20 protein-coding genes are annotated in these 22928 nt (G+C 43.1%); 14 read left to right on the top strand and 6 right to left on the bottom strand.

Features of this window, described 5'->3' with window-relative positions:
* From NRIC_RS14420 to hxlB, 3 genes are read left to right on the top strand one after another with little or no spacing between them, the layout of a single operon-like run.
* A complete protein-coding gene (locus tag NRIC_RS14420; RefSeq protein WP_146623412.1) occupies positions 1 to 954 on the top strand; it encodes a sugar kinase in 954 nt (317 codons plus the stop codon).
* Between the two features lie 12 nt (positions 955 to 966).
* The gene (locus NRIC_RS14415) at positions 967 to 1593 is read left to right on the top strand and encodes an orotidine 5'-phosphate decarboxylase / HUMPS family protein (protein ID WP_146623411.1); all 627 of its coding nucleotides are present in this window, start codon (positions 967 to 969) and stop codon (positions 1591 to 1593) included.
* Positions 1590 to 2132 (top strand): 6-phospho-3-hexuloisomerase, encoded by a 543-nt coding sequence (gene hxlB, locus NRIC_RS14410; RefSeq protein ID WP_146623410.1) that lies wholly within the window; start codon positions 1590 to 1592, stop codon positions 2130 to 2132. Before NRIC_RS14415 ends, hxlB begins: the two co-directional genes overlap by 4 nt.
* Positions 2133 to 2178: 46 nt before the next feature.
* Here hxlB and NRIC_RS14405 read toward each other — a convergent pair whose 3' ends face one another.
* Positions 2179 to 3207, bottom strand: a complete 1029-nt coding sequence (locus NRIC_RS14405) for an NAD(P)H-dependent amine dehydrogenase family protein (RefSeq protein WP_146623409.1) — start codon at positions 3205 to 3207, stop codon at positions 2179 to 2181.
* Positions 3208 to 3295: 88 nt separating this feature from the next.
* Here NRIC_RS14405 and NRIC_RS14400 point away from each other — a divergent pair, with 88 nt between their 5' ends.
* Entirely contained in the window at positions 3296 to 4144 is an 849-nt protein-coding gene (locus tag NRIC_RS14400) for a MerR family transcriptional regulator (RefSeq protein WP_146623408.1), read from the top strand.
* Positions 4145 to 4170: 26 nt separating this feature from the next.
* Here the strand turns inward: NRIC_RS14400 and treR are convergent, their stop codons facing one another.
* Positions 4171 to 4893, bottom strand: a complete 723-nt coding sequence (gene treR / locus NRIC_RS14395; RefSeq protein WP_146623407.1) for a trehalose operon repressor — start codon at positions 4891 to 4893, stop codon at positions 4171 to 4173.
* Positions 4894 to 5215: 322 nt separating this feature from the next.
* Here treR and treP point away from each other — a divergent pair, with 322 nt between their 5' ends.
* The 3 genes from treP to treC are packed head-to-tail and all read left to right on the top strand — an operon-like array spanning position 5216 to position 8817.
* Positions 5216 to 7003: a PTS system trehalose-specific EIIBC component gene (gene treP, locus NRIC_RS14390; protein ID WP_373862088.1), complete on the top strand. Its 1788-nt coding sequence runs from the start codon at positions 5216 to 5218 to the stop codon at positions 7001 to 7003.
* A gap of 6 nt (positions 7004 to 7009) precedes the next feature.
* Complete coding sequence (locus NRIC_RS19905; RefSeq protein WP_373862087.1) at positions 7010 to 7162, top strand: PTS sugar transporter subunit IIABC family protein; 153 nt, start codon at positions 7010 to 7012, stop codon at positions 7160 to 7162.
* Positions 7163 to 7188: 26 nt separating this feature from the next.
* Positions 7189 to 8817: an alpha,alpha-phosphotrehalase gene (gene treC / locus NRIC_RS14385; protein WP_146623406.1), complete on the top strand. Its 1629-nt coding sequence runs from the start codon at positions 7189 to 7191 to the stop codon at positions 8815 to 8817.
* Positions 8818 to 8926: 109 nt separating this feature from the next.
* On the opposite strand, the gene NRIC_RS14380 is transcribed toward treC, so the two are convergent.
* Positions 8927 to 10648, bottom strand: a complete 1722-nt coding sequence (locus NRIC_RS14380; RefSeq protein ID WP_146623405.1) for a Na/Pi cotransporter family protein — start codon at positions 10646 to 10648, stop codon at positions 8927 to 8929.
* Positions 10649 to 10896: 248 nt separating this feature from the next.
* On the opposite strand from NRIC_RS14380, the gene NRIC_RS14375 reads away from it, so the two are divergent.
* Entirely contained in the window at positions 10897 to 11214 is a 318-nt protein-coding gene (locus tag NRIC_RS14375; RefSeq protein ID WP_146623404.1) for a DsrE family protein, read from the top strand.
* 174 nt (positions 11215 to 11388) lie between these two features.
* Here NRIC_RS14375 and NRIC_RS14370 read toward each other — a convergent pair whose 3' ends face one another.
* Positions 11389 to 11565 carry a hypothetical protein gene (locus NRIC_RS14370; RefSeq protein ID WP_146623403.1) on the bottom strand — a complete coding sequence of 59 codons (177 nt, stop codon included), beginning with the start codon at positions 11563 to 11565 and terminating at the stop codon, positions 11389 to 11391.
* A gap of 139 nt (positions 11566 to 11704) precedes the next feature.
* Between NRIC_RS14370 and NRIC_RS14365 the strand changes: the two genes are divergently transcribed.
* Both NRIC_RS14365 and NRIC_RS14360 read left to right on the top strand, forming a co-directional pair.
* The gene (locus NRIC_RS14365) at positions 11705 to 11890 is read left to right on the top strand and encodes a CsbD family protein (protein WP_146623402.1); all 186 of its coding nucleotides are present in this window, start codon (positions 11705 to 11707) and stop codon (positions 11888 to 11890) included.
* Between the two features lie 154 nt (positions 11891 to 12044).
* Positions 12045 to 12569: an acyl-CoA thioesterase gene (locus tag NRIC_RS14360; protein WP_146623401.1), complete on the top strand. Its 525-nt coding sequence runs from the start codon at positions 12045 to 12047 to the stop codon at positions 12567 to 12569.
* A 75-nt stretch (positions 12570 to 12644) separates the two neighbouring features.
* Here the strand turns inward: NRIC_RS14360 and NRIC_RS14355 are convergent, their stop codons facing one another.
* Positions 12645 to 13523 (bottom strand): helix-turn-helix transcriptional regulator, encoded by an 879-nt coding sequence (locus NRIC_RS14355; protein ID WP_146623400.1) that lies wholly within the window; start codon positions 13521 to 13523, stop codon positions 12645 to 12647.
* A gap of 196 nt (positions 13524 to 13719) precedes the next feature.
* Between NRIC_RS14355 and NRIC_RS14350 the strand changes: the two genes are divergently transcribed.
* Both NRIC_RS14350 and NRIC_RS14345 read left to right on the top strand, forming a co-directional pair.
* Positions 13720 to 14325 (top strand): short chain dehydrogenase, encoded by a 606-nt coding sequence (locus tag NRIC_RS14350; RefSeq protein WP_146623399.1) that lies wholly within the window; start codon positions 13720 to 13722, stop codon positions 14323 to 14325.
* A gap of 1116 nt (positions 14326 to 15441) precedes the next feature.
* Entirely contained in the window at positions 15442 to 18789 is a 3348-nt protein-coding gene (locus NRIC_RS14345; RefSeq protein WP_146623398.1) for an RCC1 domain-containing protein, read from the top strand.
* Positions 18790 to 18895: 106 nt separating this feature from the next.
* Here NRIC_RS14345 and NRIC_RS14340 read toward each other — a convergent pair whose 3' ends face one another.
* Complete coding sequence (locus NRIC_RS14340; RefSeq protein ID WP_146623397.1) at positions 18896 to 19450, bottom strand: helix-turn-helix domain-containing protein; 555 nt, start codon at positions 19448 to 19450, stop codon at positions 18896 to 18898.
* A gap of 243 nt (positions 19451 to 19693) precedes the next feature.
* On the opposite strand from NRIC_RS14340, the gene NRIC_RS14335 reads away from it, so the two are divergent.
* Together NRIC_RS14335 and hypD are read left to right on the top strand one after the other, a co-directional pair.
* Positions 19694 to 20476 (top strand): glycyl-radical enzyme activating protein, encoded by a 783-nt coding sequence (locus NRIC_RS14335; protein ID WP_227873814.1) that lies wholly within the window; start codon positions 19694 to 19696, stop codon positions 20474 to 20476.
* 31 nt (positions 20477 to 20507) lie between these two features.
* Complete coding sequence (gene hypD / locus NRIC_RS14330) at positions 20508 to 22910, top strand: trans-4-hydroxy-L-proline dehydratase (RefSeq protein ID WP_146623395.1); 2403 nt, start codon at positions 20508 to 20510, stop codon at positions 22908 to 22910.
* The last annotated feature ends 18 nt before the right edge of the window (positions 22911 to 22928 follow it).

Below are 22928 nucleotides of genomic sequence, written 5' to 3'. Positions count from 1 at the left end.
ATGAGTGAATTTTTAACCATTGGGGAACCGATCGCTTTGTTTGGATCAAAGGATGTAGACAAAAGTCTGAAGGATGCTGTTCATTTTCAAAAGTTTTTAGCTGGCGCAGAAGTAAACGTAGCGGTGGGGGTATCCCGTTTGGGTCATCGTGCTGAGTATATTACCCGTCTGGGAAAAGACCCGTTTGGTGATTTTATTATCGACCAGTTGGCTGAAAATCATATCGGCACGGACTACATCGATGAAACAAGCGAGTATTGGACTGCTTTTCAATTGAAAGACCGCGTTAGCCAAGGGGATCCAAGTATTTTCTATTTTCGCAAAGGCTCAGCAGCTGCGCATTTTGACAAGAAAATGTTGGATAAGATCGATTTCTCTGAGGTCAAAATGGCCCACCTATCCGGCATCTTCCCAGCAATCTCAAAGCAGGCGCTGGAGGCTTTTCGTTATTTGGTTCAACTGTTGGAGGAGAACCGAATTCGCACGACCTTTGATCCAAATCTGCGCCCACAGCTTTGGGCATCAACTGAAGAAATGGTGACGACGATCAATCAGCTGGCTTCACAAGCCGAGATCATTTTACCTGGGATCAACGAAGGCGAGATCTTGATGGGCAGTCGTGATCCTGAAGCGATCGCAGACTTTTACTTGGCTAATGGAGAAGCCACTCAAACGGTTATCGTGAAGCTGGGCACAGCTGGCGCTTATGTGAAGCAAAAGGATGGTCACACCTTCACTGTTCCAGGTTTCAAGGTAGAGAAAGTCGTCGATACAGTGGGGGCTGGGGATGGTTTTGCGGCCGGATTAGTCACAGCATTGATGGAAGAGAAGCCATTGGAAGAGGCTGTACTTCGTGCTAACGCAGTAGGTGCATTAGCTGTTCAATCTCCTGGAGACAATGATGGCTACCCAACACCAGAACAATTGGCTGCTTTTTTGAAAAAACATAGCTAAGGAAGTGGAAAAATGAACTTACAAACCGCGATTGATCGCGTATCGTTAGAAGAGGCTGTGGCTTTAGCCGCTGCCTTAGACGGAAAAACGGACATATTGGAAATGGGTACATCGTTGGTCAAAGATTACGGGAATTTGGCAATCGAAAAGATTCGTGAGGTGCTGACTACGTCTACCCTGTTAGTCGACAGCAAAACCATAGATGAAGGGGCGTATGAATTTCAGCAAGCTTACCGATTTGGGGCAGACATCGTTACTGCCATGGGAGCCGCCTCTTATGATACATTGGCCGCCTGCTATGCGGTTAGCCAAGCTCAAGACAAAACCATGATGATCGATTTACTGGAAGTGAATGAAGAAAAAATGCATCAGATCGCAGATTTTGAACAGGCCATCTATGCCCTTCATCATTCGGTCGATCGCAAAGACAAACAGGATACGGTTGCCAGTGTTGCCGAATTTCACCAGAAATTTCCCCAAATCAAGCGTTTAGCGATTGCTGGTGGTATCGATTTGACTCAGGCACAAGCGTTAGCAAAACAGGGGCTGATCGAAATAGTGATCGTAGGCTCAAAAATCACCAAGGCTGCAGAGCCCATTCAAGCAGCAACTCAATTTATGGAGGGAATCCAATCATGAATACAATTGATGCCATTATGACCGAGATCAATCAAGTCATGAAACTGATAGATGAGAAGCAATTGGAAGAGGCTATGCCGCTTTTCCAAAAAAATAAACGAATTTTTGTGATCGGAGCAGGCCGCAGTGGCTTTCAGGCTAAAGGCTTTGCTATGCGGCTGATGCACATCGGTTACACAGATTACGTCATGGGGGAGACTATTACTCCTTCGATTCAAAAAGGGGATACTTGGGTAGCGATTTCTGGTTCAGGAACGACCAAAAGTATTGTGGCGGATACAGAGGCTGCCAAGAAAATCGGATTGGATATCGTGGTGTTGACTAGTGATCCAGAATCTCCTTTAGCCAAAATGGCAGATCAAGTGATCATAGTGCCGGGAGCAACCAAAACCGGAGCGGGGGTTCAATCTATTCAGCTATTGTCTACATTGTTTGACCAAACCGTACACATCACGTTAGATACACTGACTCTGAAGCTGGCGAAACGAGACGATACTTCAAATGAAGCCGCCTTGCATGCGCATGTAAATGTTGAATAGAAAATCCCCTTGCCACAAACACTGCCTGTGGCAAGGGGATTTCTTTTTACAAATACATATGCATTGGATAAGTCATGTAACGTAATCCATCGACTTTTTCAGCTGTAACGAAGCCGGCTGGGGCATTGATCACAGATGGAATCCGATTGACGATGGTGGCGCAGGTGTGGCGTACCGTATCTGGTTTATCCAATGAGAAGACCATGTCAGGATCTCCTGTGATTTCCCAATCGCACATGTCGCCATCTGTTTCACGGTATACTTTTCCGATACATTCTACTTCTAATTCGACGCCTTGATGTGTCATGATCGTGGTTACTGCCGACATACCGATCGCCTCTCCAGCAGAAATGGTTCGTCCTAATGTTTCAGAATAAACCTCTTCATTCAAAGTAAAAGGAACACTCTTTTGCGAAATGCTTTGTACCGTCCAGTTCATTTTCGAACAGATCGCCTCTCCAGCATTCCACATGTAAGATGGCAGGCTTTCGGCTTGAGCGATCTCTTTGTCAAAACGGTCCAAATCATAGCCAGCGCCGTGCGCTTGCGCCAAAGCCAAGCCATAATCTTCAACATTGTAGCTGACCGCTCCTTTGACCTTTTTGATTTTATTCATTCCCGCCATCATCAAGCATGGCATGTTGACCCAGTAAATGTCCTGCATCCCGGTTCCCATGATGGTCACATCGTGTTCTTTGGCCAACTTATCTAGGCGGTTGGTTTCTGCCGGTGATGTGTTCCATGGATAGATCGCTTCTTCACAAGTAGTCAAGATATTGATATTGTTTTTCAAGCAAAGTTCGTAGAATTCGGTCATTTCCGGCATGTAGCTGAAGATGGTCACTAAAGCCACATCTGCATCACATTGGTTAAAAACTTGTTGTGCATCGTCTGAAATTTTCACACCGGTCGCAAATCCTAGTTCCGCAAATTCACCAATGTCCTTGCCGACAACATCAGGATTCGTGTCAATTGCCCCAACGATTTCTGCGCCGTGTTCGTAAAGGTAATTAATGATGACCTTGGCCATTTTTCCGCACCCGTACTGAATCACTTTGATCTTTTGCAAACGCATAAAAACCCCTCCTAAATATATTGTGTGTTGTTTCACAATAATAGTATAATATCTATAGCAACTATAGAGTCAAGGGAGAGTTTTGAAAATGTTTTCGAGAATGAAAATCGGGGATTTTGCGAAATACAATGATCTCTCGGTTCAAACATTGCGCTACTACGAGCAGATCGATCTGCTGCATCCGGCGTACATCAATAAAAACAGTAAATACCGCTACTATCACATCAATCAGTCCGCCGCCGTCGATAATATTCAGTTTCTCAAACAATTCAACTTTTCATTGGATGAAATCAAACATATTATGAATGACACGGAGGGCTTGGCTGAACTAAGCCATACGGTAGAAAAGAAAAAAACGGAGCTGCTGTATCAGCAAGAGCGGTTGAAGCAGCAACTGGAAGATATCGAGTCCTTTCAGGCAGGTGCGTTGATTTTTCAAGAGAAGCAGCATCAAACGGAGGTCGAGATTGCGGAATTTCCGGAGCGGCCGATCCTGACCTATACGATCGATAAAAATATCTACGAGATGTCTGATGAAGAATACGAATTTTATCTGCGGGAGTTCAAGACTCATGTCAGTCAGTTGACAATCCCTGTTGGCCGCTTCAATCGTGTTGGTTCGATCATGCCGATGAAGCAGTTTTTGGCTGAACAGTTTATTTCAAAGGAGCTGTTCATCTTTACACCGCACCAATTGAAACCGCGAAAAACGTTGAAGGGCGGGCTATATGCTACCTTTTATTGTCATTCCTTTCGAGAGGAACTGCCGGCACTAAGCAAATTTGAAATGGCGCTGCGACAGAAAAACTATCAAGTGACTGGCGACTATGTCTGCGAAGTCGTTTATGAAAAAAATAAAACCGATGCCATGAATCGAACGATGTTTATTCGAATGCAGATTCCAGTGAGGAAACGTCCCGAGAATTTGTGGAAATAAAAGAAGGCCCAACTGGACCTTCTTTTTTAAATTGTCGAAGGATTCCGCCGGGCAAAGTCGTAAAAGCGAAATTTGTCAACCTGATGCCGGCTTTCAGTATATTGGAACTGTTGCGCATCAGCGGTGTAGACGCGGCTTTTCACAGAAACAATGTTGATATCGTGCTGATTGAGATCCAATAATGATCGGTCTTCCTCTGTGAGGCTATCGATCGTGATTTCTTTTTCCGCAAACGAAATTGTCAGATGCAGGTCATTCTCTAAGTAACGATAGATCGAATCTTTAGCGATCTCGGTGTCGATCTCCGGAACTAATTGTTCCAACAACAGATCTTTATCCAGAATCACCTTTTTACCGTCGATCTGCCGGGTGCGAATCAGTGCCCAACAGGATTGTCCAGTCTCAAACCCTGTTAGTCGTGCCAGTTCATCATCGATCATCAATTTAGTCAAACTGACAATACCCGTGGTGCTGTCGTAGCCATACGATTTCTGCAACTCTTTGAAGCTGGTCAAGCCAGAAACAGGAAATCTTAGCTGTTCGCGTTTTAGAACCAGTGAGCCTTTGCCTTGGATTTTCTGGATGTAACCGTTGGCCATCAATAAGGATAAGGCTTTACGAACCGTGTCGCGGGAAACATTATAGGTTTTGCGCAGCTGACTTTCACTAGGTAAGTAGGTTCCCGGCTCGTAGACCTTTTTCAAAATGCCGCGTTCGATCGTTTGGTAAATGATTTCATAGGTTTTCATCGTGTTCCTCCTAACTTGTACGGATAAGTAATTAAAGTATAAAATGAATTATTGGAAAAGTAAATGCTTTCTTCGATACTTTTATGAGTAAAAACTTATTTAACTGAATAATCAGTGAGTACTTGTTTTTTATTTTGCCTACATGTCTGATAGAACAAGGCAGATTTGACGGCTATGTGAGAGACTTGACTGGGTAAATATTAGAAAACACTCATAATTAAGAAAAGAGCAAAAAGTGTAAGCGATTTACTTATTTTTTATTTTCTCTTATAGTAAAAGTGTAAGGAAACTTATCCATACAAGTTAAAAAGGAGGAGAACAAATGGGCAAGTACGAAAAAGATGCCAAAGACCTGCTGCAGTTCATCGGTGGGAAAGAAAATATTTCTGCCGTAACACATTGTGCGACACGTATGCGTTTTGTTTTGAACGATCCTAAGAAGGCAGACGAGGAAAAAATCGGCGATATTCCTACTGTTAAAGGAATGTTCACCAATGCCGGACAATTTCAGGTGATCATTGGGAACGATGTCCCGGTTTTTTACAACGAATTTGTGCAAGTTTCTGGAATTGAAGGGGTTTCCAAGGAAGCGGCCAAATCTGCGGCCAAACAAAATCAACATCCGGTTCAACGAGTCATTACTGTTTTAGCTGAGATTTTTACGCCATTATTGCCTGCAATTATCGTTGGTGGTTTGATTTTAGGGTTTCGGAATATTTTAGAAGCAGTGCCAATGGGCTGGCTTGATGGTCAGACCATTACAGAGGCTTCGCAATTTTGGAATGCGGTCAACAGCTTCTTATGGCTGCCGGGAGAAGCGATTTTCCACTTCCTGCCAGTCGGGATCACGTGGAGTATCGCTCGTAAAATGGGGGCCACCGAGATCTTGGGGATCGTGTTAGGGATCACACTGGTTTCTCCGCAGCTGCTGAATGCTTACGCAGTCAACGGCACTTCGGCCGCAGAGATCGCAGCGGATTGGTCGTGGAACTTTGGTTTCTTTACAGTAGATAAGATTGGCTATCAAGCACAGGTAATACCAGCGATGCTGGCTGGCTTCTTGCTGGTTTATCTAGAACGTTTCTTCCGAAAACACATCCCAGAGGCCGTTTCGATGATTTTCGTGCCGTTCTTCTCCTTGCTGCCAACGATTTTGGCGGCGCACATTATTTTAGGACCGATTGGATGGCGAATCGGAACATTGATCTCAAGTGTTGTGAATGCGGGACTGACTTCTAGCTTCAGCTGGTTGTTCGGTGGCATTTTCGGAGCGCTTTATTCGCCGCTAGTCATTACAGGGCTGCATCATACGACCTTGGCCATCGACAGTCAGTTGATCGCAGATTTTGGATCGACCAACTTGTGGCCGATGATCTGTTTATCCAATATTGCACAGGGTGCGGCAGTAGCAGCAGTGGTCTATTTGCACCGCGGCAACAAAAAAGAAGAACAGGTTTCGGTTCCATCTGTTATTTCTGCCTGGTTGGGGGTGACTGAGCCGGCAATGTTTGGGATCAACTTAAAGTATACTTATCCATTTATTGCCGCGATGATCGGAAGCGGGATCGCAGGATTGTTCGTGACATTATTCAAAGTGCGTGCTTTGTCGATCGGGGTTGGCGGGCTGCCAGGTATTCTAGCCATTCGTCCAGAGGATTATTTGATGTTTGCGATCGGTATGCTGATTGCCATTGTTGTCCCATTCGTTTTGACCATGTTCTTCCGCCGTGCGGGAATTTTTAACAAATTAGACCGCGTAGGTGAACAAATGACACCTGAATTAAGCGACTATGATACACCAAGAGAAAAGCAAGTATTGGATATGTTTTCTCCATTGAAAGGGACGGTCCATCCATTAAAAGAAGCCAAAGATCCGGTGTTTGCTGAAGGGATGATGGGACAAGGAGTAGTAATCGACCCAGCCGAGGGGAAACTGTACGCTCCCTTCGATGGACAAGTCAGCTTACTGTTTCCAACTAAGCATGCCATTGGGCTGGTCAGCAACAGCGGGACAGAGGTCCTGATTCATATTGGCATCGACACTGTTCAGTTAGATGGGAAATATTTTGAGGCCAAAGTCGCACAGGGGGATAACGTCACTAAAGGTTAATTGTTGATGGAATTTGATTTGGCTGCTATTCAAGCCGCCGGGTATGAAACACAAACCCCTGTGATCGTTACCAACCCAACAGATTTTCAAGTGGATCCGCTTATGGATTCAAACGCTGTCATGGAGGACCAAGCCATCATGAGGGTCACTCAATTTTAAAGCAGCAATTGCGTAGGAGGAAGGACATGTCGTTTAAGGATAAAGTAATTTATCAAATCTATCCCAAATCTTTTTTGGACACCAATCAGGATGGGATCGGGGATCTGGCAGGAGTCATTCAAAAGATTCCGTATTTAAGCCAGCTAGGCGTGGATATGATCTGGCTGAGTCCGATCTATCCTAGTCCCCAAAAAGACAACGGGTACGATATCGCAGATTATTGTGCCATCAATCCAACGTTTGGAACGATGGAGGAATTTGATCAACTGATAGAAAAAGCGCATGCGCACGGCATCGATGTGATGCTGGACATGGTGTTGAACCATGTTTCGATAGAGCATGAGTGGTTTCAAAGGGCATTAGCTGGCGAGCAAAAGTATCAGGATTATTTCATCATAAGAGAAGCCGACCAGCGAACCGATTGGCAGTCGAAATTCGGCGGAGAGGCCTGGGAGCCTTTTGGTAATAGTGGAAAGTATTATCTGCATCTGTACGACAAAACGCAAGCTGATCTAAACTGGCGCAACCCGGAAGTGCGGGAAGAGTTGTTTAATGTAGTCCGGTTTTGGATGGAAAAGGGCGTCAAGGGCTTCCGTTTTGATGTCATCAACGTGATCGGAAAAGATGAAGTGTTGAAAGATAATCAAGTGGACGAGGGGAAACCAGAATACACAGATCGACCGGTCAATCATCAATATCTTCAAATGATGAATCAAGCGACTTATGGCAAGGATCCTGAGATCATCACGGTCGGTGAAATGAGCTCGACCACAATTGAAAATTGTATTTTGTATACCCAGCCGAAACGCAATGAGTTGAGTATGACCTTCAACTTCCATCATTTAAAGGTGGATTATCAAGAAGGGCAAAAATGGACCAACGGCCCCTTTGATTTTGAAAAACTGAAGGAATTGTTCCACACGTGGGGAACACAAATGAGTCAAAATGGCGGGTGGAACGCTTGGTTCTGGAATAACCATGATCAGCCGAGAGCACTAAACCGGTTCGTAGATGTGGAAAACTATCGTGTTGAAGGAGCGAAGATGTTGGCTGCGGCCATACATTTGAATCGCGGAACGCCATATATTTACATGGGCGAAGAAATTGGTATGCTTGATCCTGACTTTGATACAATGGAAGAGTATGTCGATGTGGAGAGCTTAAACGCATATCAAAAGCTGCTTGCTCAAGGCCATAGCGAAACAAAAGCCTTTGAGATCGTCAAAAGCAAATCGCGAGATAACGCTCGGATACCGATGCAATGGGATGCTGGGAAACACGCGGGATTCTCGACGGTGAAGCCATGGCTGTCTGTAGGCAAGCATTTAAAGGGAATCAATGTAGCAGAGGAAATTACGGAAGGATCGATCTTTGCTTATTATCAAAAATTGATCCAGCTGCGGAAGACGCATCCGATCATTGCAGAAGGCAGTTACACTGCTTACGCACCGCATCATCCCGAGGTTTATGCCTATCTGCGAGAATATCAGGATCAGAAATTGCTGGTGATCAATAATTTCTTCGCCAAAGAAACCGAGATCCCGATTCCAGCAGAATTTTTGGCAGGTGAACGGTTGATCGACAATTATGGTCAGACTGAACTGCAGGAAACCTTGTTCTTAAAACCTTATCAAAGTATGGCGATTTTAGTTTAACTCATTGAAAGACCTCGAAGCAGAGAAGGAATTATCTGCTCCGAGGTCTTTTTTTGCATCAATGACTAAAAAAGCACCGAGCACACAGTCACGTGCTCGATGCTGCTATTTAGAGTTCTTCCTGCTCTGCATATTGAAAGTTTTTCGTATCGTATTTGAAATTGTATTTGTTTCCTAAAATATATTTGGCAATATGGCGTGTGCGATCGCTGGAGCGTTCCAAGTTCGAGCTGATGTCAATGAAGACAACACTGTCACCTGCACGGCCTTCGCCAGTATTCATCAGGCGAATGTATTTTGCACGCAGCAATTCTACCAATTCGTTGACTTCGTTTTCTCGATCTAAGATCCTTTGGGCCAGTTCTGCATCGTCATCTTCCAACACGCTCAAGGCATCACGAATATTTTTATGAACTTTGTCAAACAGCAGCTCTAAATCCTCATCATAAACAATGTAGCTTTTTCTAGAGCTGTTTTTGCCATGACGTTTATCTTTTTGACGTTGCTTTTCTTCCCGCTCGATCGATTCTTCGATATAGCGAACGATGTTGACACAATGGTCGCCCATCCGTTCAAAATCCTTGGTGAATTCCATCAGCATGGCTTGTTCCTGGCTTTCTAGTTCGGAAAGCTCGGTAGTGGAAATCTTAACCAAAAATTCGGTCAATTCGATATCTGACTGATTAATTGCTTCTTCGTATTGCAAGACATCCTCACGCCATTCCTCTTTGTTGTCGAGGTAATACTTTTTGGCAGACTCTAAGGACGACAGGACATAACGCCCCATTTGAATGACTTCAGAATTCGCTTGTTCCACAGCCATCACAGGAGAGGTGTGAATAAAATTTTCATTAAATGAGATCGGACGAATATTGAGTGTCTTCTCTGTTCCCGGAATGATCTTTTTGACCAGAATCTCAATTTGCGGAATAAACCAAAATTGGATCAGCAGATTGGACACATTGAACAATCCGTGAGCAAACGCGATCTGCATCGCTGGATTTAGATCCAGTCCGTTGGAGATCATCAGGACGACCCGAGTAAAAGGGGTCAATAAGAGTGTAAAAATAATTGCACCGACTAAGTTGAAGATCACGTGCGAGGCCGCGGTCCGTTTGGCTGCGATGCTGGCTCCCAAGGATGCAATGATCGCCGTGATGGTGGTTCCAATGTTGTCGCCAAATAAGATTGGCAAGGCCGCATTCAGACCAAGACTTCCTTGCATATACAATTGCTGTAAAATCCCGATTGTGGCACTGGAGCTTTGCAAAACCATCGTTAACAAGGTTCCGATGCCAACACCTAAAACAGGATGGTGAGATACGCTGATCATTAAATCGTTGAATTGCGGCAATTCCCGCAACGGATCCATACTGTTGCCCATTAATTTCAACCCAAAGAAAAGCGCGCCAAAACCGAACAAGATTTGGCCTGTGTATTGCAGCGATTTTCGTTTTGTGAAAAAGAGCAGCAAGGCACCGATCCCGATGATCAGCAATGAATATTTACTTAAATTGAATCCGATGATAAACGCGGTAACAGTCGTCCCGACATTTGCGCCCATGATGACACCGATCGCTTGTTTTAGCGTCATGAAGCCAGCACTGACCAGACCAACGGCCAATACAGTCGTTCCAGAACTGCTTTGAATCAAACCGGTTACGATAATTCCTGCTAATACGGCACGCAAGGGAGTCGAAGTAAATCGGTTTAAAATTTCTCTTAATCGGTTCCCCGCCGCTTTTTGAAGCCCATCCCCTAAATACTTGATCCCAAATAAAAAGATTCCTAGACCGCCCATAAAGGTAAATAGCATCTCTTGATAAGACATGTAACATCCTCCATTTGTCATTCTAAAAGCCACCACACCTAACATAATCAAAAAAGCTCGTACTGTAAACAACTTTTTCCAAAAAAAAACGATTTTTTTTGTTTGGCAGCTGTTTTGACGAATTTTTCTGTTATTTTCTTTCTTTTTCTTGAATAAGCAGATGATTTGCTTGCCATCGTGAATGATTTATACTGAGAAGCGGAAAAAGATTCTTCGGGGTAAAAAATCCGAAAAGGGAGTGTCATGAAATGAAAGTTGCTTTTCATGTGGATGAGTTAGGAAAGCTAAGCGAAGCAAGACACAATATCCATAACCTATTGAAGGTCGACCCCAATGCGACGATCGTCCTTTTGATCAATGGAGAAGCCATCCAAGGCTATTTGCTGCCGAATCAAATGAGCTTTATCGAGAATAATCCGACTGTTGAGTTTCATGCTTGCAACAGTGCGATGAAGGTATACCGGGTCGAAAAAAGCGACTTACATGAAGCAGTAGAAGTCGTCCCAGCCGGAGTAATGGACTTGATCCGTTTGCAGCACGATGGGTTTGCATATATCAAACCTTAAGAGGCTTTAACATACCTGTCATCGTCTCTTTAAAAACCGTATAATCGGTGTGACTGAAGCAGCTCTTTCGGAAATAAGCCGAATACTCGCAAAAATAGGGGAAACTATTTTCGGATGAACTGGCTCATTTCTCGGAGCTAAACTTTTGTACCAGCCTCTAATCTTAGTATGGTTTTAAGTCTTTTTTTCATTCCATTTCTTAGGACTCCAAATATTGCCTTCCAGTGCAACCTGTAGGCTTTCGTTATCGTCCTCTAGTTGCTCAATGTACCGAAGCGTTTCTTCGATAACGAATTGATTTTCCGGGTTCTTTACAGTTTGCAGCTGTTCTTCCAGCCAAGTATTTCGCATGATTCTCACCTCAAGGAAAGTCTAGCATAGATGCATGGTTGCCGGGGGTTTTACGCTTGTTCAGCTGCGAGCATTATCTTTGGTATGCATTGTTAGAGATGCTATATTTTATATAGAAGGAAAATGAGGAGGAAACAACATGGTAAATAAAGATCAATTGAAAGGCAAAGCCACTGAAGTTAAAGGAAAATTAACCGATGATAATACAGACGAGTTGAAGGGCAAAGTCCAACAAGGATTCGGCGATGCGAAAGAAAAGGCCGAAAAAAAAGCAGATGCTGCTGCGGGCAAGCTCAACAAGAAAATTGATGAGCATAAAGAATAATTATCTCCTGAGACGGTTGGACTAAGACCACTGCCTCAGGATTTTTTTGTGAGCAACCCGTGCAGGCCTTTGAACAAAGATTGGTTTTGCTTCATTTTCATGCTATCCTTAATAAAATAAGTGTTCAGCAAGCAAATAGTTTAGGGGTGAAGCAATGCAAGAATTTAATTATTGTAAAGGTTCCCGGGCTGTCCAAACACACCGGATATTTCCCTTCGATCTGAATCCATTTGGTTTTTTATTTGGAGGGAAGCTGATGACGCTGATCGACGATACTGCCTCGATCTCAGTATCGCGGCATTGTCGTCGCGGTGCAGTCACAGCTTCGTTAGACAATTTGAATTTTTTGGAGCCCCTGCACGCAAATCACTCTGTGTGTGTCGAGTCCTTTGTTTCCGGCGCTCACCACAAATCGATGGAAGTGTTCGTGAAGGTGATTGGAGAAAATTTGACCACAGGAGAACGGTATTTGGCCGCAACTTGCTTTACAACGTTCGTTGCAGTTTCTTCTGATGCGGAAGAATTTACGGTTCCTCGGGTCGTGCCAGAAACAGAAGAGGAAAAAATGGTTTGTGCAGGCTATAAAAAACGTCGGGCCCACCGCTTGCATGAGCGTGACGATTACAAAGAGTTTGCGGCGGAATTATCATTAGAGCTGCCTTGGGCGGACGAGAAATAGAGAAAAGAGGCGATGACAGGTATGCTATGCTACCAAGGTGTGCTATGTCACAGCCTCTTTTTTGCCGCAGTCAAACTAAAACATGTAATTCTTTTCTTGGTTGATCAGCTGAAGACAACCGAACAACAAGCAGCCAATCGCGACAAATAGTAAACCAATTAGACAAATAATGGCTGTTCCTGTTGCAAAAGGAGCGTCATATAGGGAAAGAAAAGGTTGAATGATCCAGTCTTTGGCAAACGAAGAGATGTCAGCTTGCTGCAAATGCTGCAACGTATTGATTATTTCCTGGTCATGCATTTCATTTCCTAGAGAATAGGTAAGGATTCCTCGGCTCTGATTGCCGATCGCAATTCGTCCAATCGCATAGTTGCCTAAGCTTAAATAACCGATCGGCAGATTTCCCATGGCGACCAGGCCAATACAGCAATTGCCCAGAGCCAACGTTCCAATCGTCAAATTGCCCGCAGCAATGATCCCAGCAACCACCGAGCCAAAAGCGAGAATACCTAGTGAAAGTACACCGAGCGACAAAAATCCGACACTGACCAAGCCTAGGGAAATCCCTCCTGCAGCGAAGAGCCCCATGCTGATGATGCCCCGTGCATGAGGAATCTCCCTTATCAAAGTGAAAATTCCTTTTCCCTGTGCCCGTCTGCGCAGCACGATTCTAAAATTGGGAATGATGATGTGGATCAACGGCAGCATCCCTATCATCAGAGAACTTTTGTATTCGTAATAGGTTTTTGGTTCTCGCTTGTTCAATAAGTCATCGACCGACATTTGCAGCAGACGAGCGATATTTTTCAAGGTATCGATGTCTGGCTGCCCGTTGCCGCGCTCCCATTTGGAGACGGTTTTATCTGAAACATAGAGCATACTGGCTAATTGTTTCTGGGTCAATGCATGTTTTGTACGATAATTTCTTAATTGTTTTCCTAAAAAATTTGACATGATCTTTCCTTTCTAAATTGTTCATTGAGCGCCTCGTGTTGGTGGACGACGCCACGATTGCTACAAAACAAGCATAGCAAATTCTGCAGAAAAGAACAGAGGTTTTCGTGAAAAAACCGGTTCTACGTTGCGTAGAATGTTGGTTCTATAGGCTTTTCGTGGTATTCTTAAAAAAAGAATGCTAAGGAGTGATGATGTGAGAATCATTGTTGTAGGAGGAAATGGCACGATCGGAAAAGCTGTAGTCGATGTTTTGAAAGCTGAAAATCATGAGGTGATCACTGCTGGCAGGACAAGCGGAGATCTGTCAGTCGATATGACCTCGCCAGAAAGTATCGAAGCCATGTTTCAAAAACTAGGTGCTGTGGACGCAATCGTCTCGACGGCAGGGGCTGCCAAAAAAGTCAATGTAGAAAAAATGACACCAAAGGATCTTCATTTGGCAGTGGAAAGCAAATTGCTGGGTCAGATCAACTTGGCTCTAATCGGACAAAACTACTTGCGACGCGGAGGCAGTATCACCCTGACGACCGGAATTATGAAGGATGATCCAATTGCCAACGGCGCATCTTCGGCGATGGCCAATGGTGGGGTAGCTGCTTTCGTGAAAGCTGCTGCGGTTGATTTTACCCGTGGGATCCGCATCAATTGTGTCAGTCCCAATGTTTTGGAAGAATCGTATGATCGTTTGAAAGATTCCTTCAAAGGGTTTGTGCCCGTGCCCGCAAGCCGAGTGGCAGCCGCTTTCTTAAAAAGTGTTGCAGGGTGTCAAACAGGTCAGGAATACCAAGTCTATCATTAAAAGAAGCAGCGAGGCCAGACGAAGTAGTTCAGTCAGGCCTCGTTTTTCTATTGCTTTGGGTTAAATATACATCTGCATATTGCCAGGACAAAGTTGATGCAGATGCTCAGTGCTTTTCTTAAAATCGCCGATAAATACTTGGGTGGATAGATTTTCTGGGTATCCATGTTGATTTGATTGATCGACCGACTGCTCGTTTTTTCTTCAAGGCATCGCCAATGCTCGCGCATGGTAAAACAGGCGGAGCACCGTTTCTCATCTTCTCCCTCAATTCGCTTTTGTTGAAGAAATAAGGTCTGGTTTATTGGCCAGCAGCCTGATTTAAATCCTCAATGAACCTCTTTGGAATCAACATATACCGCCGCTGTTGTTTGGATCCCTTTATGAAGTATCCAATCGGAGTTGCCCTTTTGATCTCCATTTTTCGATCCATTTACTCACTTCTTAAAAGATATTGAACAGAAGAGATCAGCTTAAGAGGAACTAAATTGTCGAAGGTAGAAAGAAAAAATCGGAAAATAAATAATTACTGTCAAAAACATCGGTTCAAATTCCACAGAATTTTATTTTAATTTTGAAAATATAAAAATGAGATAGAAGTTATAGCTTGATAGAATAAGGTTCATTGTGTAATTAAACTTAAAAAAAACATTTTCAAAATGAGAGAAGGAACATCTTAAATATGATAAATGAACACAACCATTTATTTTGAAGAATCCATCTTTTAAGAGTCTTCTTTTTTAATAAAAAAATCCGTTAAAAAAAGGTTTTTTCTTGAAAATACATTTGGAAATAAGGGTTATTCTTTCTATTGATTTTTGCGATAATCGTTATTGTTAATTCTTTAGAAACGTTGATAGAGTAATGTTTCTATTATATAATTTCTTTGTATTATGTAATATTACTTTTCATAATTTTTTTTAAAGCATATGCAATTTTTTTCATTTTCATTTTTTAATGGACAGTTCGACGTGACTACACTGATCAGTTCGTTCTCTTTATTTGAATATGAAAAAAATGCAGGTTTACGCTTGATTAATTAAGGGGGGAAGATTATCGATATCAAAAAGGGAGGACGTAGGGAAAGCCTAAGAAGAACAAAAAAGGAGAAATAGGATGGAAAAGAAAAGATCGAAAAAGTGGCTCATTGGGTTACTGGTTTTGTTCGGAGCGACTCAATTTGCCAATGCCGGTTATGCCCAGAACACAGCGGTAAAAACGGCGAATGCCCTAGAAGGCAGTTTAAAAGCAAACATGCCTGCGCTGGATCCGGCACTTGAACCGAGAGAGGTTCCTCAGATCTCATCGGTAAAATTTGTTGATACGGTTACTTTGTATTTAGCAGGAGCGGCGTTAGATGATCAAGGTGCTGTCTGGATGTGGGGCTTTAATTCTCATGGGGTACAAGGCATGGGGCTTAAGGAAATGGAAAACGGTCGTCATCGCTACCAAGGCGGAATGAAACGAGTGCCTTATTTTGTCGACAATAACATCAAAATCAAAAAAATCTGGGGTGGTTATCATACCATGTATGCTTTGGCAGAAGATGGTTCTCTGTATGCATGGGGCAAAGGAAATGAAGGACAGATGGGGAACGGGAGGAACGTTCCTGAAAACAAAACACCGCAGAAAGTTAGTTTCCCTGACAACGAAAAGATTTTAGAGCTTTATCCAGGAACAGAAGCATCTCACTGTGTTTACGCAACAACCGAAAGCGGTAATATCTATGCTTGGGGTTATCGCGATGGAGGGAGAATTCCATTTTTAAGTTCTCCTAGCTATGTCAAACAGCCTACGAGGATTCAAGAGCTGAGCGATTTGTACAAAAATGACAAGTTTGTCTCTATGTCTATGGGGAATTCACATGGACTAATCGCGACAGAGTCAGGTAAAATGTATACCTTTGGGAGCAACACTTACGGAGAAAGAGCGACTGGCGGCATCGGCGGTTCGCATAAATTAGCAGAGAATAAGTTCTTTACGGACAATAAGCTAAAAGTGGTTGAGGTTGATGCGGATTTAGATAACGGCTTTGCGTTAACTGAAAACGGCGACATTTATCAATTCGGACAATTGTATTTTGAAACAGTTGGCGGACGTCAATACCGTACACCGCAAAAAGTACAGATCGATACAACTTCTGCTTCTTACAAGCCATTCTTTACCTCTGTGACAGCTGGTAAATTTGCTAGCTACGGGTTGGATCAGTATGGTCGTGTTTGGAGTTGGGGTAAGAACAATTACTATCAATTTGGAACAGATGGTCCATTGTACGGAACAGAACCAACCACTCGTCCTTACTACTATAATGATCCTTCTAAAGGAAAATTGGATAAAGTGATGAGTAAAGCGACTCAAATTCCAAAAACATTTGGGGATGGGGATACACAATACAATCACACAGTTCCTAAAGCACCAGTCTTCTCGAAGGCTCGAAATTCAGGACGGATTGATTTCCAAATTCTTGGCTATCAAAATCAAGGTATGTGGTCAGACATTGATGACGCGACGTATAAGAAACATCCAACGATCTACGACAAGAAATACTACAAGACGGTTGGAACAAAAGGATCTGTCAGCAATCTGGCACCAACTTTGAGCTCAATGAAGAAAGCGCATGAGAAAGTGTACATGGTTGATGCGGAAGGTCGTCGTTTGGTCTATGTTATTCGCAAAGACGGCACCAATACGATCAGCGGTAATTTCTATGTAGCTAAAGACAACTATAATGGTTCATGGTTCGTCAGCAACAAATATTCAACTGCTCTTCCAGCTAACGTAACAGAAGAAACTAGTGTTCCAGCAGTTAAGGACGAAGAACGTGCTTGGATCGAGTTAGCTACCGGCGGAGAACCAAATGATTTTACTGGCAAACAAACAGGTGAAGTTCCAGCAATCACAAAAATGGACACTTATCAATCAGCAACGCATTTCCTAGATGCTTCTGGAAACTTGTACAAGACAAGCTTAGATGGCTCTGGATCAGTCGGTTGGGGCTGGGATTATGATCCTGTCTATGACTGGTATGGCGGAACAGGTATTTATGGCCATGGAGGCGCAACTTCTAGTCATGGAACAGATGGATTGTTCGACTACTATAACTATGAAATCAGCTTTATGCGCGGTGCACCACAGCCGATCTCAGGAGCAGTCAAAGTCGAAGCACCAAAAGAAAAACACTATCAATCACAAAATGCTTCTGAAAAGGTAAAAATTGAAGTTGGATTGGGTAAAGCTGCGGAAAGCTCTGATCTAAATCTGAAGATCGAGCCAGAATTGAAAGAAGTCAAATACCTAGTGTTGCCATATGATGTAAACGATGCGAACATGAAAGTCGCTTCACCAACAGAAGAACAGTTCAACGACAGCTATAATCGTGCAGCTGAATTGGGTTACACAGCTGTGGATCTTGCAGACGCGAATGGTTGGAAAGGCATGAAACAAGAAGCTGGAAAACCGGAAGTGAAATTAACAGATGAAAGCTTAACTGTTTCAGAGAACTGTGTGGTATGGGTATTGGTTCAAACACAATCTTATTCTGCAACGCCAACGATCATTGAAACTGTGAAGTTTGACAACTTCTATAAGGACACTACTATTCAACACCAAGGGGTAGAGCACGAGGATCCAGCTAGTGTTCTTTACGCACCGACAACGGACAAAGTTGAAAAAGTAACAAACGATGGAATTGACAAATTGGTAGGCTTCCCAGTCGACAAAAATGGCAAAATCATCGGTACAAAAGAAGATCAGCCGACCTTTGGTTACGATGAAGTAAAAGTATCTCGTTACAATGATGACGAATGGAAAGCGGACTTCAGTTCAAAAGAGACTCAACAAGAATTAATCAAACGTCATCGCCAGGAGCTGATTGCAAAAACGAAGAAAGATTGCATTGATTCCGGCAAACCATGGACGAAAGAAAAAAGAGAAGTTCTTGTAGCTTGGATCAATACGTGGATCAAGAAATGGGTCAAAAATGAATGGACACCAAAATTTGAAGGCGCGTGGAGATGGATGGCTCCTCAGGCAGAAAGCAAGGTTTACACGCTAAATGGTGTAGATGCTGCGAATGGAGACGATCTGACAGTCGATAAAGGCGAACTTGCTGTTTGTGACAGCTATCTTCATACCTTCCATTACGAAAAAGATCCAGAAGCCTACGCTAAAGTCAATTATGTAGGTGTTGATATGTTAGGTCGGAAAATCGATTCATTCAAGATGGCTCCGGAAGAAGTTTTAAGAGACGTCAATTACAAACGGATTCCACCAGAATTAGTCGATCAGATCGGGTATGTCGTTTATGGCTACCAAAACGTGAAGGGAGCACCTCCAACTTCGTTCCCAATCGATGTAAATGAGTTCACCAGCATTGGGGCGAATCGGGAGTTAGAATTCAAGGTTGATAAAGACGATGCGGAAGTAACGAACAATGTCATTTATGCATTGACTCCTCGTCGCTAACACTTAAGAGACGAAGTATTGAAAATCAGACCATTGATTTTCGATGCTTCGTCTTTTCAAAAAAAAAATAATCAACGACGACCTCCATGAATAGAGGCGCCGTTGATTATTTTTTTTGGTTGTCGTCGTTAGGATGGTGAACCACAATGAACTTAACCACGTTGTTGGTTTCATTATCCCAATTGTGGTCGATGGTCGAAAAATAATGAGCGGAGTCCCCCGGGTACAGCTGATAGCTTGTGCCGTCGATCATCAAGGACAGGATCCCTTCCAGGATGTAGACAAATTCTTCTCCGTGATGAGGATAGGAAGCTGGAAACTCACGTTTTTCATGAGGCATGATCTCGATTAGCTTTGGTGCCATTTGTTTGTCTTCAGGTGCCGGACTAAGCTGTTTGTAAACCATGTTGTTCAAAATGCGCAGAACAGGCTGATCATACCCGCGAATGATCGGCTCACTTTCCACCTCATCTTCAAAAAAATAATTGATTTTAACATCAAAGATATCCGCAATCGTTGAGAGGTGTTCGACAGCAATGGTCGTAATCCCGCGCTCAAACTGAGACAAAAAGCCAGTTGAAAGGTCAGTTGCTTCTGATAGCTGTTTCAGGGTTAAGCCGCGTTCGGTACGCAAGGCTTTTACTTTTTCACCGATCTTCATATAGTACCTCCATTCATGTTTTTTTATCAGTCATCAGACATAAATAGCGCCTCGAAAAAAAGGCATATTACTTGGATAGCGCTGCTTTCTTATAGTATATCGTAAAATCTTTTTATTGCCTATACTGTCATTTTGATGAATTTTATTAATGGAATGAATAAAAAAATTCATTTAAATGAAGAAATCGCTTGCAAGTTTTTCCGATTGTGATTATAATTACAAGTGAGTAAGGAGGGAATGACGGTGAAGAAAAAGCCTACGATTTTCAATATCCAAAAATTTTCGACCCACGATGGTCCAGGTATTCGGACGACCATTTTTTTCAAAGGGTGTCCGATTAGATGTGAATGGTGTCACAATCCTGAAAGCCAAGTATTTGCGCCTGAGACTATGTTGAACAAATATGGGAAAGAAGAGGTAATCGGGAAGGAGTACTCGCTTCGTGAGCTGGTCAAAAAAATCCAAGCAGATCAGATTTTTTATGATCAATCAGGTGGAGGCGTCACCTTTTCAGGCGGCGAGGTCATGGCTCAGAATATCGAGTACGTGGTAAAGTTAGCCAAAGAATGTCACCGATTGGGCATTTCTGTTGCAATCGATACCTGCGGAGTAGCACCTACCGAAAATTATACGAAGGTTTTACCGTATGTTGATTTGTTTTTGTATGACTTAAAGTTCATTGATTCACAACTTCATTATCAGCTGACAGGAGCTGGAAATGAATTGGTGCTTGCCAATTTAAAGTATCTGTCTGATCAAAAAGCGGAAATCGATTTGCGGTTGATCTTGTTGGGGGAAGTCAATACAGATGAGGCGACTGCGGAAAAAATCTTAGGATGGTTGGACGAACAAAAAATTCATGTGAGTGAAATCTCATTGCTGCCTTACCATGATTTTGGCCGAGACAAATACAAACGATTGAACCGAGAATGCACACAAAATTTTGTCAAACCTACCGATGAACAGGTCGAGAGCGTCCAAAAAGTCTATGAATCTGCCGGATATCAAGTAACCATCGGCGGTTAAAATATGCAATCTTAAATAGGAGGATCAAAAAATGGCGGAATTAACGGTAGAACCAAAAAGAAGAGGAAGCACAGAACGAATCAAAAAGTTGAGGGAAATTAGTGAAAAGGGCTGTGAACCACGAATTTCCATGGAACGAGCAGTTTTATTAACAGAAGCGTATAAAAAGTGGGAAGGCAAAGTTTCTGCACCGGTTTTACGCGGATTAGCCTTTAAGCACATTATGGAAAACCGTACGAACTACATTGAAAAAGGTGGCTTGATCCTTGGCGAAAAGGGGCATGCACCTTGGGCTGCCCCAACATTTCCGGAATTATGCTGTCATACGTTAGACGATTTTGAAAACATGAACAATCGAGAAAAAGTGTTTTTCAAGGTTTCTGACGAAGATCGTCGGATCCAAGAAGAGGTGATCATTCCTTATTGGCATGATCGGGCAATGATGACACGCATGAACAAACTTCTCCCAGAAGAATGGCATTTACTATTTGATGCTGGATTGTACACGGAGTTTTTGATGCAGCGAGGGCCTGGACATACGGTGGCTGATGGCAAGATGTATCAAAAAGGGTTTGCAGATTTCAAGGCAGATATCCAACGAGAAATCGATAACCTGGATTACAACAATGACATGGAAGCTTTAAACAAACGTGAAGAATTAGAGGGAATGAAACTCGTCTGTGAAGCGATGATCATTTTCGGAAAACGCTATGCGCAGCAGTGTCGGGCCTTAGCAGAAGCGGAAACAGATCCACAATGGAAGCAAGAATTATTAGAGTTGGCTGAAGTTTGTGACGTGGTTCCAGAACATGCACCTCGGACTTTCCGTCAGGCAATTCAAATGTACTGGTTCGTGCATATTGGCATAACCGTTGAAATGAACAACTGGGATGCTTACTCACCAGGAAAATTGGATCAACATTTGGAACCTTTTTACGAAAAAGATATAGAAGAAGGACGTTTGACAAGAGAAGAAGCTCGGGAATTGCTGGAAAATCTGTGGATTCAATTCAACAATCAGCCGGCACCTCCGAAGGTTGGCATTACCTTGAAGGAAAGTGGCACCTATACGGATTTTTGTAATTTAAATACAGGTGCGTTGCGACCTGATGGAACTAGCGGTGTGAGCGATGTCAGCTACTTGATTTTAGAAGTAATGGATGAGATGAAGCTGTTGCAGCCAAGCTCAAACGTTCAAATCTCCAAAAAATCTCCGGAAAACTTTTTGCGAAAAGCTTTAAAAGTTTCTCGTAAAGGCTGGGGACAGCCGGCACTTTATAATTCAGAAGCAATCCTAAATGAATTGGCTTATTTGGGTAAATCCGTGGATGATGCACGAGAAAGCGGAATTTGTTCTGGCTGTGTCGAAGTGGGAGTCGCCGGAAAAGAAGCGTATGTATTGACTGGCTACTTGAACATTCCAAAGGTGTTCGAATTAGCAATGCATCAGGGATATGATCACTTCACAGGCAAACAAGTCGGGATTGATGTGGGTGATTTTCGTGAAATGACAACTTATGAAGAGGTATTCGAGGCTTTTTACGAAGAATTAAAATATGTGGTGGACGTGAAGGTTGCCGGAAATAATATGATCGAACGGATGTACATGGAATTTATGCCTGTCCCTTTGCTTTCTGTCATGTCAGATGACTGTATCAAAGTCGGAAAAGATTACAATGCTGGCGGCGCTCGCTATAACACTAGCTACATCCAATGTGTGGGGATTGCCACCATTACAGACTCACTAGCAGCAATGAAACACAATGTCTTCGAGCAAAAGACCATGACGATGGCTGAATTGCTTCAAGCTTGTAATGATGACTTTGCTGGCCATGAGGATATTTATGACATGGTTTACAACGAGACACCGAAATATGGAAATGATGATGATTATGCGGATGTACTGCTGAAGGACGTTTCGGAAACGCTGCAGGATGTCATTGCAGGACGACCAACTCCAAAAGGCTCAAAAACAGTAGTAGAATTCTTGCCAACGACTTGTCATGTGTATTTTGGGCAGGTCATGGAAGCTTCGCCAAACGGTCGCCATAAAGGTATTCCGTTGCCAGACGGTATCTCACCTGAAAAAGGTGCAGACCGCAATGGACCTACTGCAGTGATCAAGTCTGCTTCTAAAATTGACCAGACAAAAACAGGCGGTGCTTTATTAAATCAGAAATTTACCCCAAGTGTGGTAGCTGGTGAGCAGGGAATCACCAACATGTCTTCACTTGTGCGGAGTTATTTCGCAATGGATGGGCATCATATTCAATTCAATGTGGTCAATCGAGAAGTACTTCTGAAAGCACAGAAACATCCTAAAGAATACGAAAATCTGATTGTTCGTGTGGCTGGATACAGCGACTATTTCAACAACTTAGAAAAAGCGTTGCAAGATGAGATCATCGCTCGAACAGAGCAAGCGTTCGGTTAAAAAATGAGGGAATGAAAG

Origin of the sequence: Enterococcus florum (assembly GCF_004309355.1) — a bacterium.
Lineage (GTDB): Bacteria > Bacillota > Bacilli > Lactobacillales > Enterococcaceae > Enterococcus_A > Enterococcus_A florum.
The sequence above is the reverse complement of the archived record's forward strand: the minus strand, read 5'-3'. Positions and strand labels throughout refer to the sequence as shown.

Bases quoted from the DNA above. Each gene is read 5' to 3' on its own strand.
- NRIC_RS14415 (WP_146623411.1), top strand. From the start codon at position 967: ATGAACTTACAAACCGCGATTGATCGCGTATCGTTAGAAGAGGCTGTG.
- NRIC_RS14420 (WP_146623412.1), top strand. From the start codon at position 1: ATGAGTGAATTTTTAACCATTGGGGAACCGATCGCTTTGTTTGGATCA.
- NRIC_RS14340 (WP_146623397.1), bottom strand. From the start codon at position 19,450: ATGAAGATCGGTGAAAAAGTAAAAGCCTTGCGTACCGAACGCGGCTTA.
- treC (WP_146623406.1), top strand. From the start codon at position 7,189: ATGTCGTTTAAGGATAAAGTAATTTATCAAATCTATCCCAAATCTTTT.
- NRIC_RS14365 (WP_146623402.1), top strand. From the start codon at position 11,705: ATGGTAAATAAAGATCAATTGAAAGGCAAAGCCACTGAAGTTAAAGGA.
- treR (WP_146623407.1), bottom strand. From the start codon at position 4,893: ATGAAAACCTATGAAATCATTTACCAAACGATCGAACGCGGCATTTTG.
- NRIC_RS14400 (WP_146623408.1), top strand. From the start codon at position 3,296: ATGTTTTCGAGAATGAAAATCGGGGATTTTGCGAAATACAATGATCTC.
- NRIC_RS14405 (WP_146623409.1), bottom strand. From the start codon at position 3,207: ATGCGTTTGCAAAAGATCAAAGTGATTCAGTACGGGTGCGGAAAAATG.
- NRIC_RS14380 (WP_146623405.1), bottom strand. From the start codon at position 10,648: ATGTCTTATCAAGAGATGCTATTTACCTTTATGGGCGGTCTAGGAATC.
- NRIC_RS14375 (WP_146623404.1), top strand. From the start codon at position 10,897: ATGAAAGTTGCTTTTCATGTGGATGAGTTAGGAAAGCTAAGCGAAGCA.
- NRIC_RS14355 (WP_146623400.1), bottom strand. From the start codon at position 13,523: ATGTCAAATTTTTTAGGAAAACAATTAAGAAATTATCGTACAAAACAT.
- NRIC_RS14345 (WP_146623398.1), top strand. From the start codon at position 15,442: ATGGAAAAGAAAAGATCGAAAAAGTGGCTCATTGGGTTACTGGTTTTG.
- NRIC_RS19905 (WP_373862087.1), top strand. From the start codon at position 7,010: ATGGAATTTGATTTGGCTGCTATTCAAGCCGCCGGGTATGAAACACAA.
- NRIC_RS14370 (WP_146623403.1), bottom strand. From the start codon at position 11,565: ATGCGAAATACTTGGCTGGAAGAACAGCTGCAAACTGTAAAGAACCCG.
- NRIC_RS14360 (WP_146623401.1), top strand. From the start codon at position 12,045: ATGCAAGAATTTAATTATTGTAAAGGTTCCCGGGCTGTCCAAACACAC.
- hxlB (WP_146623410.1), top strand. From the start codon at position 1,590: ATGAATACAATTGATGCCATTATGACCGAGATCAATCAAGTCATGAAA.
- hypD (WP_146623395.1), top strand. From the start codon at position 20,508: ATGGCGGAATTAACGGTAGAACCAAAAAGAAGAGGAAGCACAGAACGA.
- treP (WP_373862088.1), top strand. From the start codon at position 5,216: ATGGGCAAGTACGAAAAAGATGCCAAAGACCTGCTGCAGTTCATCGGT.